Here is a 16,974-nt window from a genome sequence, read left to right as displayed (position 1 = left end):
GGCCCACGCCGGCCGCGCATAATTTTCAACCCCATAGCTGGAAGACGGAGGGCCCCATGACCACGCTCAGGGACAAGAAAATCATCGTCGTCGGAGGCAGCTCCGGCATCGGTTTCGGCGTGGCGGCGGCCGCGCTCGAAGGTGGCGCTAAGGTGGTGATCGCCGGCCGTTCGGCGGACAAGCTGAAGGCCGCCGTAGCGAAACTCGCCGGGGCAGGGCGCGTGATGGGCGTTGCGGCCGACATGGCCAACGAGGCGGACGTCGCCCGCCTGTTCGACGAAGCCGGCGCCTTCGATCATCTGGTGGCGACGGCCGGCACGCCGCCGCCCAACTATCCGATAGGCGAGGCCGACATGGATTTCGTGCGCCAGTTCGTCGACGGCAAGCTGGTCGGCGCCGTGATGCTGGCCAAGCACGCCGTGCGCACGCTGAGGAAGGGCGGCTCCATGACCTTCACCTCCGGTATAAACAAGGACCGGCCGCCGGTCCCCGGCGGCTCGGTCGTCTCGGCGATCGCCGGCTCCTTCACCTATTTCGCCCGCGCGCTGGCGCTGGAGCTTGCGCCGACGCGCGTCAACATCGTCTCGCCCGGCTGGGTCGATACCGAGATGTGGGACGAGATCGTCGGCGAGGCCAAGACCGGCTACTTCGATCAGATGGCCGCCCGCCTGCCGGCGGGAAGGGTTGCGACCCCCGCCGACATCGCGCCGGCCTATCTCTATCTGATGCAGAACGCGTTCATGACCGGCGAGACCATCCACATCGATGGCGGGCAGAGGCTGGTCTGAGCGGGCAAGGCAGGAGGCTGGTTCGAAGTCCGGTTTCGACCCAAGCGCCCTTTGTTTTGGCCGGGAGCTAACCAGTCCTCACGCTGGTTGCCTTCCGTAGATGCAGCCGACGCGTAGCCGGACGTCTGTCTACGGAGCTTCGCCGATCTTCAGCCTGAAGATGCCGGCGCCCTGCATATCGGCCCAGATGCCGCCCGCCCGCCGCCAAGGCAGACCGCGACGGCCTTGTTGGGCACCCACAGGCCGATGGCATTTTTAGGAGAACGCTAATATACATGACCTCGAACGAGCAGCGCCTCCGCATCTTCGAGGAATGCCATGCGAAGGTTCATCCTCATAGCCATGTGCCTTGCCGCCGCGACAGGCGCCAACGCCCATGATTGGTATGAAAACAAGGTCGATCCGGTCACGAAATTCAAGTGTTGCGGCGGTTATGATTGCCGTCCCATACCGCAGTCGTCGGTGCAGTCCCGGGTCGACGGCGGCTACGTTTATTTGCCCGATGATTTCAACATCCCGCGAGACCGGGTGCAGGAATCGCCGGACGACCAATACCATATCTGCGAGAACAACTACGTCATAACCAATCAGCCCTATTTGCGCTGTTTCTTCGCACCACGGGTGAAGGTCTCTCTACTGCCCTCGCGTTGAGGACGCGACCGGGGCAGGCGCGCCGGCAGCCGATCGGCACACCCAGGCAGTCGCGCCGCCGGTCCTTCGAATTTCGCCGACCTCACCTCATCGACATCAGATTGGTCCAGAGGCTGGCTCCTACGACGAACTTTCGCTGACCGGACTCTGAGCAGCCGATATCTTTCAACTGATCGGGCGTCAGGTCTGCCAACGCCCTGCGCCCTGCGATCGTGCGCCGCCAGGCCGTGAAGGCAGCGACTGCTGTCGCCATGCTGTTCGACGCTGCCCCAAGCAGCCGGTATTTCGATGCGCGGGTCTCCGCGTGAGTGTCCGTGTGAGCCATTTTGCTCTCCCGTTCCAGATGACGGTCGCAGCTTGCCACACGGGCGATTTGCGGCTGTTCAGCGGGGCGTGAACCATTGTGGGAAGTCCGGCGGGCCGCCGTTAAATCCACGTTAAATCGACCGGCGAAGATGCTATTCTGCCGGCGCGTTCGAAATTCGGAGGGGCGTCGTGCGCATCCGGTTGCTTGGCGGTCTCGAAGTGACTTCGGCAGAGGGGCAGCCCGTCCGCTTCGCAACGCGCAAGTCGGCGCTTCTCTTTGCCGCCCTGGTCCTGGCGGGTCGCCGCGGCCACCCTCGCGAACGGCTTTGCGAAGGGTTTTGGCCGGGACGGGGCGATGCGCAGTCGCGCAACAGCCTGCGCCAGGCGCTGGCCGACATCAGGCGATGGTTTCCCGCCGCCGCCAATGCGGCCATTTCCATCGACGGGGATCAGGAAACGGTGGCGCTGACCGCCGGCCCGGACGAAGCCGATATCTGGCTCTTCGAGCGCCAGCTCGCCGAGAGCGGGACGGCGGACCTCGCCTGCGCCGCCGACCTCTACCGTGGCGATGTGCTTGCGGCCGAAGCCATTCCCGACGGCCTGGATGAATGGTTCAGCCCGTATCAGGTGAGATACCGGCAGAAGGCGCAGCAGCTGGTGGAGCGCCTGAGCCTTGCGCCGCCCGAAACCGGATCCGCGGATGAAGCAGCTTGCGAACGGCTGGCGGAAAGGCTGCTTGCCTCGGATCCGACCGCGGAGCCTGCGCACCGGGCATTGATGCGCATCCATGCAGCGAGGGGCCACGAAAACGCGGCCTTGCGTCAGTTCGAGACCTGCCGCGCGGCGCTGAAGAAGTATCTGGGCGTGGAGCCCGAGGCGCAGACGCAGTCACTGGCGGCGTCGCTGCAAACGCGGGGCGGAAATCGCCCGACCGCGTCGACGCGCGACACCGCCCAGCCTGTCGCCACGCCCGCGAGACCGCAAGACCAGCCATCGGTGGCGGTGATGCCTTTCGACAATCTCGGCGGGGCGGAGGACGAGTATTTCGCCGACGGCGTTGTCGAGGAGATCACCGCCGCGCTTTCGCGCATCCGGGATTTCTTCGTCATCGCACGCCAGTCCGCCTTCACCTATAAGGGACGCTTCGCCGACGTGCGCGAGGTCGGCCGGGAACTCGGCGTGAATTACGTGGTCGAAGGCACGGTTCGGCGGGGCGGCGACCGGCTGCGCATTTCCGTGCAGCTCGTCGATGCCGACACTCGGACACAATTGTGGTCCGAGCGCTACGAGGGCGCGACCGAGGACGTTTTCGAGTTCCAGGACAGGATCGCGGCGCAGGTGGCCGGCGCCATGCATCCGGCCATCCGCGGCGCCGAGATCGAGCTTGCCAGGCGCAAGCCGCCGACCAGCCTGCGGGCCTATGATTTCGTTATGCGCGCCTATCCGAACATTTGGGGCCGCCGCAAGGACACCAACGACCAGGCAATAGAGCTGCTCAAGAGAGCGATTGCCATCGATCCGGCCTATGGTCGCGCGCATGCGCTTCTAGCATGGTGCCGCGCCTCGAACGCGGCGTATCTGTGGGCCGAGCAGCCGGAAAGGGAGCTGGAAAGGGCGCGGGCGGCGGTCGAAGCCGCGGGCTCGATAGGCGACGATCCAACCGCTTTGGCCGCCGCCGGATCGGCATTGAGCATGTGCGGCGAGCAGGAGCGCGCCACCACCTTCATCGAACGAGCGCTCGCGCTCGATCCGAACAATGCTTGGGCATGGGCACGCCATGGCTGGATCGCTATCTACAAGGACGAAGCCGTCCGCGCGCCGGAACGGTTCCAGCGGGCGATGACGCTGAGCCCGATGGATCCGTTCGCATTCAACATGAGACTGGGAATGGCCACAGCCCTGGCCAAGACAGGTTCCCTTTCCCAGGCCGTCGCCATCGCCCGCGAGGTGATCGCCGCCCATCCCGACATCATCATGTCCTATCGATACCTCGCGGCCTGGTCGGCGATGAGCGGCGACCTGGAGACCGCCCGCTGGGCCGCGCAAAAGCTGCTCACCGCCCAACCGGGCTTCACGATCGAGCGATACCGGTCGCTGCCTATCTTTCGGAACACGCCGGAATGGGCGGACAAGGTGGTCGAAGCCTTGATTCAGGCGGGATTGCCCGAACGCTGATCGCTTAAGATGCGATCGTCTCCGTTAACCATCGATTAACTATCCGATCGCCTTTAATTCGATCTTGGAGGATACTGACTTTGGAGCGAAACGGTGAGTCGCTCCGGGAGCCTGAACAGGAAAAGAGTCGTCGCACCGGCGCACCTGAGATGTTCGCCTGCAGGCGGCCGACCAAAAAAGCGACGGGACACCGTCGTCTCACGGGGAGGCGCAAGCATCGAAGTCGATGAGGAGCGCCAAAATGAAGATCGAAGAAGCAGTTACAGCGGTGACAGCCGAAGCGAACGCACTTCTGTCTTGCCTTGGCCAGCCTGTTGTCGCCTACCACGTCACCGAAATAATGAGGGAGACGGACGTGGAGCACGCTCGCGAGATGCAGCTCGCCTTGATGCGGCGAAGCGTGGAGGCTCTTGTCGATGACGGCTTGGAGGACGTCGCTGCCGAACATTTTGCATCGAAATTCGATGGTCGCATCGGCTTGACCTGGAGACTTCTGCACTCGTCAGACGGCGCGCCGCACTGATCTCGACCGGTCCAGCGTCGGACGCTACCTCGACCGCCGTGACGCGCGCCCGATTTCAGTGGCGCGCCGGCAGCTTCGGTCGATTTGGCAGCTTCCTTCTACCAATCGAAGCAGCGGGGCAGGGTCGGGACGATCCGTTCGGCCGAACCTGCGGGCAGCCTCAACTCCGACGGCGAAGAGCCCGCCGGGGGCCTGCTCGCCCATCTCTACCCGGTGCCCCGTAAGCTGCTGAAATCCTTAACGTGATTTTCATTCCACTCGCTTAGCCATTTGGCATGAAATATTCCAAGCAGGCTGGTCCAGATTCCGTGCCCCAGGGGCAAAGCGAATCCGTGGAAGCGGGAATCCTGCGGGATCAGCTCGCCGATCTCAGGGTGGGGCTCTTCGTTTCGATGCCCGTCGGTACGGTCCTCTCGGCCCTGGTCCTGGCGGTGCAGATGCTTTCGGGTGGCGGCCTTGCGGCGGTGCTGTGGTTTGCGGCGGTCAGCCTGATAAACGGCGCTCGCATAGGACTTGCGCTTGCCCAATCGGATGTCCCCGATGGTGGGCCCGATGGCGGGTTGAAGCCGGTCGGTGCCCGACTTTCTCTCTACGGGATGCTGGCTCTGGCGTCGGGTATCGCATGGTCTTTTCTGGCCGTGCTGACGAACGGATACACCACTCCACAGGCGCCGCTCTATTTGGTCGTTCTTGCGGGTCTGTCGGCCGGTTCAGTCACCTACGGAGCATCATACGCGCCGGCTTCGATCAACTTCATGACGCTGCCGCTTCTGGTCACCGCCGGATGCGTGCTGGCGAAGGGCGATGTCGAAAACTACGTCCTCGGTTTCACGGTCCTGCTCTTTCTCGCGGGAATGGTCAGGGGCTCGCTTCTCGGACAGGCGCGCTTCCGGGAGACGAGCCGCCTCAAATACGAGGCGAGGGAGTTCGCCGCCCGGATGGAACGGAACTCCAGGCGGGATCCGCTGACGGAATTGCTCAACAGGTATGGGCTCGAGCAGGCTATCGGCCAGCTCGGGCTTTCCGACGGTCCGTTCGTGGCCATGCTGATCGACTTGGACGGCTTCAAATCCGTCAACGACACCTATGGTCACAATATCGGGGACGACCTGCTGGTCAGGGTCGCGCGCAGGATAGAGAAGCACGCGCCGACAGGGGCAACGATCGCGCGCATCGGCGGCGACGAGTTCGTGCTGCTTTTTCCCGCCGGCCGGTCTCCGCATTCGACCGACGGGCTTGCATCCTCGATCATCGCGGCCATAGCCAATCCGGATCCGGCGTTGAATTCGGTGCGCGTCGGCGCGTCGATCGGTATCTATGTGTCGGACAAACCGCGATTGACGGAGATGCTGCTGCGGGCGGATTTCGCGCTTTACGCGGCCAAGCGCAGCGGCAGGAACGAATACTGTCTCTTCGATGCCGAACTCGACCATGGGCTCGAACGCAAGCACTGCATCGAGCGCGATCTGCGCGGGGCGATCGAAGCAGGCGCTCTCTGCTCATGGTTCCAGCCCATCGTGCGGCTGGATACCCATGCGGTCGTCGGCTTCGAAGCGCTGCTGCGGTGGCAGCACCCGGTCCATGGGGCCATTCCCCCGCCCGAGATCGTCACCGCGGCGCGTGAAACCGGTCTGCTTTCCCTGCTGACGGAGACGGTATTCCTCAATTGCTGCTCCATGGTCGAGGAGCTGATGAGAAATGGGCGTCAGGATCTTCGGGTCGCGATGAATCTGTCGCCGCGCGAGCTCGAGGCAGGCAATGTCGATGACATGATATTGGACAGCCTGAAGACGAAGAATGTCCCCGCGGCCATGCTCGAGATAGAGATCACGGAAGAAGCGCCTGTGGATCGCGACAGGGTCGACGAAAAGTTGGAGCGCCTGGCGGATGCGGGCATATCGATCGTGCTGGATGATTTCGGCACCGGCTTCTCGACCCTGGTTTCGCTGAAAGACAGCCGAATCCGCAAGATCAAGATCGACAAGAACTTTGTTCGCGATCTCGCCAGGTCCGTTGAAGATCAGGCTCTCGTCAAGGCTGTCATCGATCTCGGGCGAACGCTGGGAATAGAAGTCATGGCGGAGGGAGTGGAAACCGACGCCGATCGCCTGATCCTGCGGTCGCTCGATTGCATGATTGCGCAGGGCTTTCTCTTCTCGGCGGCGCTTCCGATGCGTGATGCGCTTGCCTTCGAACCGAGGCATTTCGACAACTCCGCCGCCGCTGAAGCCGCCTTTGATCCCGCGGGGCGCCCATTGCGCCGTACCGGCAGCGCTGCCTGAGCGTGAATGTCGCCAAAGGTGCGCGGTGGTTTTGGGTGAATGACATGCGTCAAACAAGGGCTTAAGGAGCCTCGCCTGAATTCGTCGCGCCGCGCCCCAAGGGCGAGCGTCTGTATCAGCTCAAAGGCCGTCGTTCCAACCGCGGCAAGCCTCGGCCCCTGTGCCGCAGCGCCTCGACGATCCATCGCCGGCTAAAGCTCCCGCCGGCTTGGACGTCAGGCCGGCAGGCCTAGCTGCTTTCGCAGGCTCTTGTCGAATGCGGATGCCGGGACGAAACGGCGCAGGAAACTGACCTGGCGCGCCATTTTTCCGGCCGCATAGCGCCGCTTCGGAGTGGGGTCGGTCGCAGCCGCCAAAACGGTGTTGGCCACCACTTCGGGCGCGTCGCCTTTTTCCATCGCCTTCCGAACGGCAATAGTCATGCCGGCGCGCGCGGCGTCATAGATCTCAAGCAAGTGGTCCGGCCTGGCGAGATTGTCTTCGAACGACGTGCGGGTATAGGCAGGCTCAACCAACGCGACGCGAATGCCGAACGGTCGCAGTTCGTGGTCGAGCGATTCGGAATAGCCTTCAACGGCATGTTTGGTCGCCGAATAAAGCGCGAAATAGGGGGCGGGGATGAACCCCTGCACCGAGCTCAAGTTGACGATCCTGCCCTTTCCTTGACGCCGCATCGACGGCAGCACCGCGTTGATCATCCGGATGACGCCGAAGACATTCACGTCGAACAGAGCCTGAGCCTGTGCGGTCGAGGATTCCTCCGCGCCGCCGAACAGGCCCATTCCGGCATTGTTGACAAGCAGGTCGATGCGCCCCGCATCGGCCAGCACGTCGTCGACCATTTTCGCCACGGACGCGTCGTCGGTCAGGTCGCAGGTCAGCATGGTGAGGCCGTCGGATTTCTTGGAGACCGCGCGACGGCTGGTTCCGAACACGCGAAAGCCCGCATTCTGCAGGGTCTTGGCCGTTGCATGCCCGATGCCGGAGGATGCCCCTGTGACGATGGTGACGCCAGGACTGGTCTTGTTCATGGAGGTCACTTTCTTTGCGTTGGGTTGAATTGGAGAAACAGGAAAGGTCCGAGCGAAAGCGTCAGCCGGGAGCGGCTCGATCGTTCACGCCGTGTCCGTCCCAGCGGCGAAACAGCGCGCTGGCGTTGACGCCGCCGAAGCCGAAGCCGTTGGCGATCGCGTAGTCCATCTCCATCGGCCGGGCCCGGTTCGCCACGAAGTCGATCCCGTCACCTGCCGGATCGAGGGCGCTCAGATTGAGGGTGGGCGGCGCCACCTGGTCCCTGAGCGCCAGGATCGTGAAGATCGCGCCAAGCCCGCCGGCGGCGCCGAGCAGGTGTCCGGTCGCCGACTTGGTTCCGCTGACGGCGATCGAGAAATCCGTGCCGAAGACCCTTTTGATCGCTTCGATTTCGCCCAGGTCGCCCACGGGCGTGGAGGTTGCATGCGCGTTGAGATGCCGGATTTCGCGCGGTGAGATGCCGGCCTGGGCAATGGCGATCTCCATGGCACGGCGCGCGCCGTCGCCGTCCTCGGGACCGGACGTGACGTGATGCGCATCCGCCGTCGTGCCGTAGCCGACGACTTCGGCGAGCGGTTCGGCGCCGCGCGCAAGCGCATGGTTCAATTCCTCGATGACCAGGACGCCGGCGCCTTCGCCCATGACGAAGCCGTCCCGCGAGACGTCGAACGGACGGGAGGCTTGGTCGGGACGGTGATTGAAGGAGGTCGAAAGCGAGCGTGCCGCTGCAAAGCCGCCCAGGCTGACGACATTCATGCAAGCTTCAGTGCCGCCGCACACGGCGATGTCGGCTTCATCGGCGCGGATAATGCGGGCCGCATCGCCGATCGCCTGGATGCCGGCGGCGCACGCCGTCACCGGTGCGCCGATGTGACCTTTGAAGCCATAGCGGATCGAGATGTGGCCAGCCGCGAGATTCACCAGGAAAGACGGCACGGTAAACGGCGAAAGACGCCGAACGCCGCGCTGGTCGACTGTCCGCACCGCCTCGGTGATGGCAGGGAAGCCTCCGATACCGGAAGCGATGATCGTCGCGGTGCGGAGCCGCTCCTTTTCCGAGGCCGGCTTCCATCTCGCCTGAGCAAGCGCCTCTTCCGCCGCAGCCAGCGCCAAGAGAATGAAGCGGTCGATCTTGCGCTGATCCTTCGGAGCTAGGAAGGCATTCGCATCGAGGCCGGCTTCGGGGTCTTCCTCCAGGGATGGAACCACGCCGCCGATCTTGGCGGGCAAATCTCCCACCATTTCATCCGCGAGCCTGCGGATGCCCGAGCGGCCCGCCAGGAGGCGCGACCACGATGTTTCGACATTCGCGGCCAGGGGCGTTATCGCGCCCATGCCCGTGACGACTATCCGTCGCATCTATGCTCCTATCAATCTGAGACGCCCAGACCGGCGCCGGTCAAGCGGCGACGGTGTCGCGAACCTGTTCGGTCGCCGCATCCAGAAAGGCCTGAGCGAGGTCGGGGTCGTTGACGACGCGCGACAACATCAGCCCACCGACCATCGTCGAGAGAACGGCCATGGCTTTGCCATTGGGCTTCTCGCCGTCGGTCTCGCCAATCAAACGGCCGATGATTTCGAGATACCCCTTAATGCCGGCTTCGAACGACGCCTTCACGTCGGTCCCCTGCCTGGCGGCATCCGAACCGAGCGCTACAACCGGGCACCCGTCCATCCTTTCTCCGCGATGGTCCATACTGAGGTAGAACTCGATCACCGCCCCGAACGGATCGCTTGGGTTTGCTGCCGTCGCCGCCGCCCATCGGTGGGCAGCGCTCTCCATCGCCCGCTTGGACGCCTGTGCAGCCAGGTCCTCCTTCGACGCGAACTGCTTGTAGAAGGCGCCTTGGGTCAGCCCGGCGCCCTTCATCAGATCCTTGAGGCCGATGCCGTCGAAACCGTGCTCCCGAAAAAGCCGGCTGGCCACGTCGATCACGGTTTGCCGGTTCTGCTCAGCCTGAATGCGGCTCACGCGCATCATCGATCTCCTTATTTAGATTGCGTGCTAAATCTATATCTCAATTAGAAACCGAACGCAATCTATCAAGAGGAGATGCGAGATGGGCGGCTCGCCGTGCGATCGGTGCGGCGGCTTGCCGCGGACTAAATGTCTCTCTTTTTTAGATTTCATTCGACATCTATATGGTATAGAGTTCGATCACAATCTATCAAAGAGGAGACACGAAGATGATCCGCAGGACACTGAGCGCATCGCTTCTGGCCGCGCTGTTCATGGCGACGCCCGCCCTTGCCGAGGAAGCCACCATCGGACGCCCCATCGAAGCCGGCAGCCTGCACAACGGACGCCTCGACATGGTGGTCTATTACGTTCCAACCGACGGCGGTCTCCTGGAGGTTACCGCCACCTTCGCGCCGAAGGGGGAAGGCGATCCGCAGCGGGTCGTCATGGGCCTTGCCGACCGCGACTCCGTGGCCTTCTCCATGCCGGGCTACCGGGGCTCGCTCTACGCGTTCTCGAGGTCCGGCGAGAAGGTGACGGTCTCGACCGAGGCCGACAAGCATCCGCGCTCCAACGCGCTGCCGGACTGACACGCCGCGCGGATCGCAGCCTGCTGCTGACCTCAAGCTGCCGCTGGCCGAGGCGGCCGAAGGCTACCGCGCCATGGACGAGCGCCGCGCCATCAAGGTCATGCTTGAGGTCTAGGAGACATGCGCTCGCAGCGTTTCGCTTTTGGCCATCGAGCTCTTGCTCCGCCGCAGGGTGCGAGCGACAAGTCCGGGAACAAAGCGCGCCGCCACTGGTTGAGACCGGTCGGCAATCGAGCCGGCTAGGCGGCCGTGCCTTGCGAGTCCATCCGCAAGCCGACCGCCTTGAGCGAGGGGCGGACGGAAAGGTCACGGCATGCCAGGAGCGGCGAAACTTGCGGAACTTGTCGAGCAGCTGGAACCGCTCACTTTCCGCTTCCAGGATGACGGCCTTGTGCCCAACCATCCGCGCTGGCCGATGCTCGTCTATCCTGGCGCCGTGACGCTGCCGGACGGCGTAGATCCGGCGTCCGTCTTCGAGGATCTCTTCAGCACGAATGGCTGGGGCGACGGCTGGCGCAACGGCATCTTCGCTTATGTCCATTACCATTCGCGCATCCACGAAGTGCTGGGCGTCGCGCGCGGCACGGCCGAGGTGCGCTTCGGCGGCAACAAGGGCAAGGTGCTTGACGTCAAGGCTGGCGACGTGGCGATCCTGCCGGCCGGCACTGGCCACCAGCGCCTGTCCTCGTCAGCCGATCTGCTGGTCGTGGGGGCCTATCCGCCCTTCGGCACATACGATCTGTGCACGCGTGCCGAACAGCACGAAGAGGCGCTGCGCACCATCCCCAGGGTAGGTCGCCCGGAAAAGGACCCGGTCTATGGCGGCGAAGGGCCGCTGCTTGCCGCTTGGACGAAAAGGTGACGGGAGTGGCACGGATTGTCGCCATCGAGCATCTGACGCTCGACGGTGTGTACCAGGCGCCCGCGCGCGCCGATGAAGACATCCGAAACGGCTTCGAACATGGCGGCTGGGGCAACCCGGGCAGCGACCCGAAGATGCAGGAGGTCATCGGCAGCTACATGGTCGGCGGATGGTCGCTGCTCGCCGGCCGGATGACCTATGAGGACCTCTACGAAGGCTGGGCTGTGCGCCGGCCTGCCAGTCCGATGACCAGGGCGCTCACCGATGCGCGCAAATTCGTCGTTTCGCGTGACACGGGCTATGCGCTTGCCTGGGAGAATTCCACGCTGCTCGCCGGCGAGGTGCAGGTGCGCGAGCTCAAGCAAAATCATGACAGGACGCTCGTCATGTTCGGCAGCGGTAATCTGCTGCGCACGCTGATGCGGCGTGGACTTGTCGACGAATTGACGCTGATGATCCACCCGCTGGTTCTGGGCGAAGGCCTGCGCCTATTCGAGACGGGGCAGCCTCCTTCAAGGCTGAAACTGTCGAGCCACGTCGCTACCGAAACCGGCGTGGCGATCCTCACCTATTCATTTGGCATGGAAGCGGCAAGGGAATGGCGGCCGGAGTAAAAATCAGGGGCGCTACGGATAGTGCGCCTTCTTTGGCGCGTAGATTGCCGGATCGAAATCCAGTTCCTTCGGCAGTGGCTGGCTTGAGCACTGCAGATGCATCTGGCGGGCGAGAAGCCGTCGCTGCTGCTGCTCGTGCTCCTTAACCGCCGCTACCATCCCCATGCTGTACGGGCCGAGCAGGACGCCGAAGCCCCAGCCGGGGTGCTCCTTTTCGCGGGCGGCGTAGTCCGAAGCCGCCATGCGGGCTTGTTGGCATTCCGGCGAGGCCCATTTCGGGTCCTGCTGCGAAAGCTTCGCTCCATAGTCGACCGGAGAGGTCACACATCCCGCCAACGCCGCGGCGAATGCGACGACCATTGCGAATCTCATTCTCAAGCCTCTCCTAAAGTCTGCCGGAGAAAACACAGAACTCCTCTTCCGACAAGCAGACGGCTGCGATGAGGAAGAACCGGGCAGTCCGAATATCGGCCAGCGAGCCATGCACGCGCATTTCGACGGCTTGGATGAACACGGCCGATAATTGTCGCGATCAAGTGGGTGTCTCGATCAAGTGGGGCTTATAGGACGGTTGCGGTTGCCTGGATTGCGGCGTGTGGCGGCCCTCTTCGCGGCTGCAAGGATGAGCCTTCCTAGCGCAATCCCTATGAGGCCGGCCGCTGCTTTGAGAAGTGCGTCTTGCAGTCGAGCATGCCGGCCTGGATCGATCGCCTGGAGCAGTTCCAACACGCCGGCCACGGCGCAGACAAACAGCATTGCTTGCATCAGGCGCGCGCGGAATCCGAAGGCCAGGGCAAGGCCGAACAGGGCATAGGCCAGGGCGCGTTCCACATTCGCGTCACTCAGATGCGGCCGCATTTGGATAGGTGAGAGCGTGGCGAACGTGATGGCCGCAAGCAGTACGAGCGCGGCGAGACGGGAGATCGAGGTCATCCCCGCTCATACAAGCGGTGAGCCGGCATAACAATATCTGCGCCAAGGAGGGGCAGCGCGTGACGCATTGGATCGCGACGCGGAGCCTGCAAATCCCCTGTGCTGTTGCGGCTGAGCTACAGCGCTTGTCCCCCGATAGGCGTAATCTTCATGGTGTGGGAACGCTGGATCATCCATTGGCGGGCCATCCAGCCGACGCCTGATAAAGGCGTCTGTTTCTTGGGGTAGGGGGCGATTGCCCGCCGGCTTCGGCTGGCGGGCTTTTCATTCCAAAATGCCCCCCGGGCTCGGGCCGTCCACTGCGAGCCTAAAGCATGTCTCCCGAAAGTGGGAACCGGTTTCGGGACGAAGACATGCGTAGACTCAAAACCTAAAGCGCATGGAGCGAATCTGAAAGATCGCGACGCGCTTTAGAACGCATTTTGGCGCGCCATTCCTTCAAGCCACTCACCCGAGCAGATTGCGCGCCGTACGCATGAAGATTTTCGAGCCGATCGGGATCAGGTCGTCCGGAAAGTCGTAGTCCGGATTATGCAGCGCCGGGTAGCGTTCGCCGGCGCCGAGGAAGAACATCGCCGATTTGGCATTGTGGCCGAAGATGCCGAAATCCTCCGAGGCGCGCATAGGCAGGGATTCCTCGCCGCGCGAAACACCTTCCTCATCCAGAGCGCGGTTGAGATGCTCCACCGCATCCGGCGCGTTGACGCTGGCGACGAAGATTTCGTGATAGTCGAAGCGCACGGCAAGGCGATGCTCGGCCGCGATCTTCGTGGCCAGCGCCTCGGCGGCGGCGACCAGTTCCGCCATGCGCTCGTCGTGCCTTGTGCGCAGCGTCGCCCACACCTCGGCATATCCGGGCGCGATGCCGAACACGGCTTCACCCATCGAGGCATGGGTGACGGTCACCATGCCGAAATCGTCATCGGCGAAGGTGCCGCGCCCGAGCGCCGGCAACTGCGGCATCAACTGGCTCACCGCCAGCATCGGCGAGGTGCCGGTCTCGGGCATGGAGGAATGCGCGGTCTTGCCTTCGAGCATGATGCGCATGCCGCGCGAGGCGCAGTTCACCACGCCGGTTTTGAGGCGCACTTCGCCGAACGGTACGCCCGGCAGATTGTGCAGCGAGAAGGCGAAGTCCGGCGCGATCTCAGAAAAGCACGGATCGGCGACGACGCCGGCAGCGCCATTGCCGGTTTCCTCCGCCGGCTGGAACATCAAAACGACGCGGCCGCGCGCCGGCCTCTGGCGCCCGAACTGGCGGCCGAGCGCGGCGAGGATCGCGGTATGCCCGTCATGGCCGCACATATGCGACTTGCCCGGCACCTGTGATGAATGCTCGACGCCCGAAAGCTCGTGGATCGGCAGCGCGTCGAGCTCCGAACGGAACAGCACTGTCGGCCCCGCTTGCCCGCTGTCATAGACCGCCGCCACGCCATGGCCGCCCAATCCGGTCAGCACCTTGTCCGGCCCCGTGTCGGCGAGGAAGTCGACGACCTCCTTGGCCGTCTTCTCCTCTTCGTTCGAGATCTCCGGCTGCCGGTGCAGCTTGCGGCGCCATGCCGTCAGCTCGACGATGTCTCGATTGGTCAGGGCCATGGTTTCGACTCCGCTTGGTGCTGAATTCTCCATAGCATGTGCAGCTGGATTGGCACGTCGCAACCGGCTGCAAGTGAGGGGCCAGTGTTCGACATCAGTGAGATACCGGGGGGCGCAAAGTGGAGCTGCAGCGCGGTGCCGAGCCCGCGTCGCCGAAAATCCCGGTGCGTGCCGACGGGCTCGAATTCGGCGGTTTGCGTCGCCTCGTCCAGCCAGATGATCGCGGTCGCGGCCAGCGTGCCGTCGGGCGCGGCGACCAGCACATGCAGGTCGGCCCGATACGGCCAGGTCCGCCGCACCCGTTCGAACGCATGCTCGGTGAAGGCGGACAGATGCCACGCGTCCCGATGCGCCTTGACCGCGTCCGCCGCCGCGACGTCTCCGGCGGTAAGAAACCGGAACCCCTCGGGCAGCACTGGGTACGGCACGTCCGTCAACTCCCTTGTATTGAATTGCACCCAGGAGCCGTTGTCCGAACCGGCTTCGGCGTCGAAGGCATAGCCATGCGCGCCGACGATTGCCTGCGCCTGGGCGTCCGCGGACTGCACCGTCAGCAGCCGGTCGACGCCGCCCGCGACATCGTCATACCAGTCCAGGATTTCGGCAAGCAGCGCCGCGCGGCCCGGATGCGCCTGCCAAAGCAGGTTGGCCGTCTTGCTCTCTCGGAATGTGCCGTCGCCGCGCGGGATCCGGTAAGGCAGATGCGCCCAGCCCCACGCGGCCAGCCGGCCGTCGGTGAACCACAGCCGGTGCCGCCAGGAAGGGTTGAGCGCGTCGAAATCCTTGGCCCAGACCCAGGCCAGCTCACCGACGGTCGCGTCGCCGTTCAGCAGCTCCGGCCGCAATGCCGTCACCTCCTGGGCCAGGCCCTGCATCAGCTTGAGTTCGGTCGGGCCAAGATTCTCCATGCGGGCAGCGTGGCAGGGGTGGACTGTCCTGTCGAGGGAGGCGCTATGCTGGCCGGTGGCGCCATGACCGGGATCGCAGGACCGGCCAAGCTCGCCTCCGGCCCGAGAGAGGCTACTGGACCACTGGGCCAGCCACCTCAGTCACGACAGAAAAAAGGTCGTCCCAGGTGAGTGCAGATGGAACGGCCTTTTCACAACACGGCGAAGCTCAATAGCTTGTTTTGGGCGCTGCTGTTTTGGCCGCCGCAGCCTTCGCAGTGTGCTTCTTGTGCTTCACCGGGCACTTGTGCTTCTTGGTCGGCTTGCAGACCTTCTTGGTGGCAACCTTCTTCGGTGCAGCCTTCGCCGGAGCGGTGGCTGCCGGAGCGGCGGTCGTCGTCGCTGCTGCGTTGCCGGGGACCGGCATGGAGAAAGCGAGCGCAACGGCGAGGCCGAGGGCGGAGAGGAGGGACTTTTTCATGGTTTTTTCTCCTTGCTATGCAGGTCGGTTTTGGGTGTCACTGCATCGGGATCGGCCGGTGTCACGCCAAGCAGCTTCAGGGCTTTTGCGAGCGTCCGGATTCCCTGCGCCTCCTTCTTGTTGGCGCAGAACCGGTTTCCCTTCCTTTGCAGTGCTTTCGCCGCGGTGACCTGCGTTGCCGCAGCATGGGTTTCGAGGGCTTCGTCAACCTGGCGGCTGAGATTGGCGCAGCGCTCGGCGCGGGTCGTCGTAACCTTTGCCCCGCCGGCCTCAACCGGGCCGGTGACGAGCGAAATACCGAGCAACGCACTTATCAGGGTGATCGAGAACCTTTGCATCGCTTGTCGCCAATCCGAACAAGGTGCCGCAGTGCTGCAGCCGATGATCGACCCTCTCCGGTCAATTCTACGCTCGAATGATTTCTGAAGTTTTTCTGGAGTGTTTCTGAATTGTGTCTGAGGCGTCCGCGCAGCGCCTTTTACGACGCGCATTTGGGGCGCGCTCTCGCCGGGCCATTCACCTAAATCTGCCAAGAAATTGGCTAACGTACATATCTACCAAGCTGCTGACGCGCCAACGGTATAATCGCGCGGCCACTCTTTGCCGCCCCATAATCGTTTCTGCATGTTCTGTTGCAAGTTTGAGCAGCGTTTCCGCGACTTCCTGCGCCGACCAGCCTTTAACAACGGAGGCCTTCACCAATGCCTGAAACGCGGGCTCAAGGGCGACCTCGCAGTTGAGGGCGCGGTCGGGGCTACCTTCAGAAAGCAGGGGCGGTTCGACTGGCGGTATCGGAGCCATGCACCCAGAAAGCGCAAACGTGGAAAATCGTTCCGCCTGTCATTGGCTCTGATGGCGGTAGCCGCAGGCATTTCGCGCTCAGACACCGACATTTGATGAAACGTTCAGCGTGCCCTCCCGATTTGGTTCCAGGAGGATGGCATATGAGAGAACACGTCGGAGATGGTTCTCAAGTCCGAGATGGTTCTCAAGTCCGAACTGATGACAAACAGTTGGTCGCCCTGTTGAAAGAAAAAGCAGGAATCTCGGAGGCTGAAGCCTGTAAGCTGATAAAGGAGGTCGGGCACGACCGCCATTCGCTTCTGCGAGAAGCCCGATTTCTGAAAGCGAGGCATTGATCGGTCGCCGCCGTGACGCTTGCCTCTGATCGGCGGTCCGATGTTCGGGACCATCGTCATCGGCCTGCGACGGCACTGCCGGGTGCCCGGCTGCGCTGCAGCGCGCCCCTCGACAGCCTGTCGAGGAAGATGGCGATCGCGACGATCGACAGCCC

18 protein-coding genes are annotated in these 16,974 nt (G+C 63.5%); 8 read left to right on the top strand and 10 right to left on the bottom strand.

The window, feature by feature from the left end; genetic code table 11:
• The first annotated feature begins 56 nt into the window (after positions 1–56).
• Complete coding sequence (locus EOA38_RS09200; RefSeq protein ID WP_127299009.1) at positions 57–788, top strand: SDR family oxidoreductase; 732 nt, start codon at positions 57–59, stop codon at positions 786–788.
• 318 nt (positions 789–1,106) lie between these two features.
• Positions 1,107–1,439, top strand: a complete 333-nt coding sequence (locus EOA38_RS09195) for a hypothetical protein (protein WP_127299008.1) — start codon at positions 1,107–1,109, stop codon at positions 1,437–1,439.
• A gap of 82 nt (positions 1,440–1,521) precedes the next feature.
• On the opposite strand, the gene EOA38_RS09190 is transcribed toward EOA38_RS09195, so the two are convergent.
• On the bottom strand, positions 1,522–1,764 hold the full coding sequence (locus EOA38_RS09190; protein ID WP_127299007.1) for a DUF1127 domain-containing protein: 243 nt from the start codon (positions 1,762–1,764) through the stop codon (positions 1,522–1,524).
• A gap of 170 nt (positions 1,765–1,934) precedes the next feature.
• Between EOA38_RS09190 and EOA38_RS09185 the strand changes: the two genes are divergently transcribed.
• The 3 genes from EOA38_RS09185 to EOA38_RS09175 all read left to right on the top strand — a co-directional run bounded on the left by EOA38_RS09185 (position 1,935) and on the right by EOA38_RS09175 (position 6,725).
• Positions 1,935–3,920: a BTAD domain-containing putative transcriptional regulator gene (locus tag EOA38_RS09185; protein WP_127299006.1), complete on the top strand. Its 1,986-nt coding sequence runs from the start codon at positions 1,935–1,937 to the stop codon at positions 3,918–3,920.
• Positions 3,921–4,161: 241 nt separating this feature from the next.
• Entirely contained in the window at positions 4,162–4,443 is a 282-nt protein-coding gene (locus tag EOA38_RS09180) for a hypothetical protein (protein ID WP_245480803.1), read from the top strand.
• A gap of 332 nt (positions 4,444–4,775) precedes the next feature.
• Complete coding sequence (locus EOA38_RS09175) at positions 4,776–6,725, top strand: bifunctional diguanylate cyclase/phosphodiesterase (protein ID WP_245480802.1); 1,950 nt, start codon at positions 4,776–4,778, stop codon at positions 6,723–6,725.
• 215 nt (positions 6,726–6,940) lie between these two features.
• Here the strand turns inward: EOA38_RS09175 and EOA38_RS09170 are convergent, their stop codons facing one another.
• The 3 genes from EOA38_RS09170 to EOA38_RS09160 all read right to left on the bottom strand — a co-directional run bounded on the left by EOA38_RS09170 (position 6,941) and on the right by EOA38_RS09160 (position 9,735).
• A complete protein-coding gene (locus EOA38_RS09170) occupies positions 6,941–7,756 on the bottom strand; it encodes an oxidoreductase (RefSeq protein ID WP_127299003.1) in 816 nt (271 codons plus the stop codon).
• Positions 7,757–7,817: 61 nt separating this feature from the next.
• Complete coding sequence (fabF, locus tag EOA38_RS09165) at positions 7,818–9,116, bottom strand: beta-ketoacyl-ACP synthase II (RefSeq protein WP_127299002.1); 1,299 nt, start codon at positions 9,114–9,116, stop codon at positions 7,818–7,820.
• Positions 9,117–9,156: 40 nt separating this feature from the next.
• The gene (locus EOA38_RS09160; RefSeq protein WP_127299001.1) at positions 9,157–9,735 is read right to left on the bottom strand and encodes a TetR/AcrR family transcriptional regulator; all 579 of its coding nucleotides are present in this window, start codon (positions 9,733–9,735) and stop codon (positions 9,157–9,159) included.
• Positions 9,736–9,944: 209 nt separating this feature from the next.
• Here EOA38_RS09160 and EOA38_RS09155 point away from each other — a divergent pair, with 209 nt between their 5' ends.
• The 3 genes from EOA38_RS09155 to EOA38_RS09140 all read left to right on the top strand — a co-directional run bounded on the left by EOA38_RS09155 (position 9,945) and on the right by EOA38_RS09140 (position 11,783).
• A complete protein-coding gene (locus EOA38_RS09155) occupies positions 9,945–10,307 on the top strand; it encodes a hypothetical protein (protein WP_126094680.1) in 363 nt (120 codons plus the stop codon).
• 313 nt (positions 10,308–10,620) lie between these two features.
• A complete protein-coding gene (locus EOA38_RS09145; protein WP_126094679.1) occupies positions 10,621–11,169 on the top strand; it encodes a cupin in 549 nt (182 codons plus the stop codon).
• A gap of 5 nt (positions 11,170–11,174) precedes the next feature.
• Positions 11,175–11,783: a dihydrofolate reductase family protein gene (locus EOA38_RS09140; RefSeq protein ID WP_126094678.1), complete on the top strand. Its 609-nt coding sequence runs from the start codon at positions 11,175–11,177 to the stop codon at positions 11,781–11,783.
• 12 nt (positions 11,784–11,795) lie between these two features.
• On the opposite strand, the gene EOA38_RS09135 is transcribed toward EOA38_RS09140, so the two are convergent.
• From EOA38_RS09135 to EOA38_RS09110, 6 genes are all read right to left on the bottom strand, one after another.
• The gene (locus EOA38_RS09135) at positions 11,796–12,155 is read right to left on the bottom strand and encodes a hypothetical protein (RefSeq protein ID WP_126094677.1); all 360 of its coding nucleotides are present in this window, start codon (positions 12,153–12,155) and stop codon (positions 11,796–11,798) included.
• A 177-nt stretch (positions 12,156–12,332) separates the two neighbouring features.
• Positions 12,333–12,716: a VanZ family protein gene (locus tag EOA38_RS09130; RefSeq protein ID WP_126094676.1), complete on the bottom strand. Its 384-nt coding sequence runs from the start codon at positions 12,714–12,716 to the stop codon at positions 12,333–12,335.
• Positions 12,717–13,163: 447 nt separating this feature from the next.
• Entirely contained in the window at positions 13,164–14,312 is a 1,149-nt protein-coding gene (locus EOA38_RS09125; protein ID WP_127299000.1) for an amidohydrolase, read from the bottom strand.
• A complete protein-coding gene (locus tag EOA38_RS09120) occupies positions 14,303–15,220 on the bottom strand; it encodes a GNAT family N-acetyltransferase (protein ID WP_127298999.1) in 918 nt (305 codons plus the stop codon). Before EOA38_RS09120 ends, EOA38_RS09125 begins: the two co-directional genes overlap by 10 nt.
• A 208-nt stretch (positions 15,221–15,428) precedes the next feature.
• Positions 15,429–15,680, bottom strand: coding sequence for a hypothetical protein (locus EOA38_RS09115; RefSeq protein WP_126094671.1), 252 nt, complete (start codon positions 15,678–15,680; stop codon positions 15,429–15,431).
• A complete protein-coding gene (locus EOA38_RS09110) occupies positions 15,677–16,018 on the bottom strand; it encodes a hypothetical protein (RefSeq protein ID WP_126094670.1) in 342 nt (113 codons plus the stop codon). The genes EOA38_RS09115 and EOA38_RS09110 overlap by 4 nt, the downstream gene beginning before the upstream one ends.
• Positions 16,019–16,974 lie beyond the last annotated feature (956 nt).

The organism is Mesorhizobium sp. M1E.F.Ca.ET.041.01.1.1, from assembly GCF_003997355.1.
Classification (GTDB): Bacteria; Pseudomonadota; Alphaproteobacteria; order Rhizobiales; family Rhizobiaceae; genus Mesorhizobium.
Note: the sequence above shows the minus strand (reverse complement) of the source record. Positions and strands in the feature narration are given on the sequence as shown.

Coding starts and splice junctions, on each gene's coding strand:
- EOA38_RS09130 (WP_126094676.1), bottom strand. CDS start 12,716: ATGACCTCGATCTCCCGTCTCGCCGCGCTCGTACTGCTTGCGGCCATC.
- fabF (WP_127299002.1), bottom strand. CDS start 9,116: ATGCGACGGATAGTCGTCACGGGCATGGGCGCGATAACGCCCCTGGCC.
- EOA38_RS09160 (WP_127299001.1), bottom strand. CDS start 9,735: ATGCGCGTGAGCCGCATTCAGGCTGAGCAGAACCGGCAAACCGTGATC.
- EOA38_RS09195 (WP_127299008.1), top strand. CDS start 1,107: ATGCGAAGGTTCATCCTCATAGCCATGTGCCTTGCCGCCGCGACAGGC.
- EOA38_RS09110 (WP_126094670.1), bottom strand. CDS start 16,018: ATGCAAAGGTTCTCGATCACCCTGATAAGTGCGTTGCTCGGTATTTCG.
- EOA38_RS09120 (WP_127298999.1), bottom strand. CDS start 15,220: ATGGAGAATCTTGGCCCGACCGAACTCAAGCTGATGCAGGGCCTGGCC.
- EOA38_RS09170 (WP_127299003.1), bottom strand. CDS start 7,756: ATGAACAAGACCAGTCCTGGCGTCACCATCGTCACAGGGGCATCCTCC.
- EOA38_RS09135 (WP_126094677.1), bottom strand. CDS start 12,155: ATGAGATTCGCAATGGTCGTCGCATTCGCCGCGGCGTTGGCGGGATGT.
- EOA38_RS09190 (WP_127299007.1), bottom strand. CDS start 1,764: ATGGCTCACACGGACACTCACGCGGAGACCCGCGCATCGAAATACCGG.
- EOA38_RS09125 (WP_127299000.1), bottom strand. CDS start 14,312: ATGGCCCTGACCAATCGAGACATCGTCGAGCTGACGGCATGGCGCCGC.
- EOA38_RS09145 (WP_126094679.1), top strand. CDS start 10,621: ATGCCAGGAGCGGCGAAACTTGCGGAACTTGTCGAGCAGCTGGAACCG.
- EOA38_RS09155 (WP_126094680.1), top strand. CDS start 9,945: ATGATCCGCAGGACACTGAGCGCATCGCTTCTGGCCGCGCTGTTCATG.
- EOA38_RS09180 (WP_245480803.1), top strand. CDS start 4,162: ATGAAGATCGAAGAAGCAGTTACAGCGGTGACAGCCGAAGCGAACGCA.
- EOA38_RS09115 (WP_126094671.1), bottom strand. CDS start 15,680: ATGAAAAAGTCCCTCCTCTCCGCCCTCGGCCTCGCCGTTGCGCTCGCT.
- EOA38_RS09200 (WP_127299009.1), top strand. CDS start 57: ATGACCACGCTCAGGGACAAGAAAATCATCGTCGTCGGAGGCAGCTCC.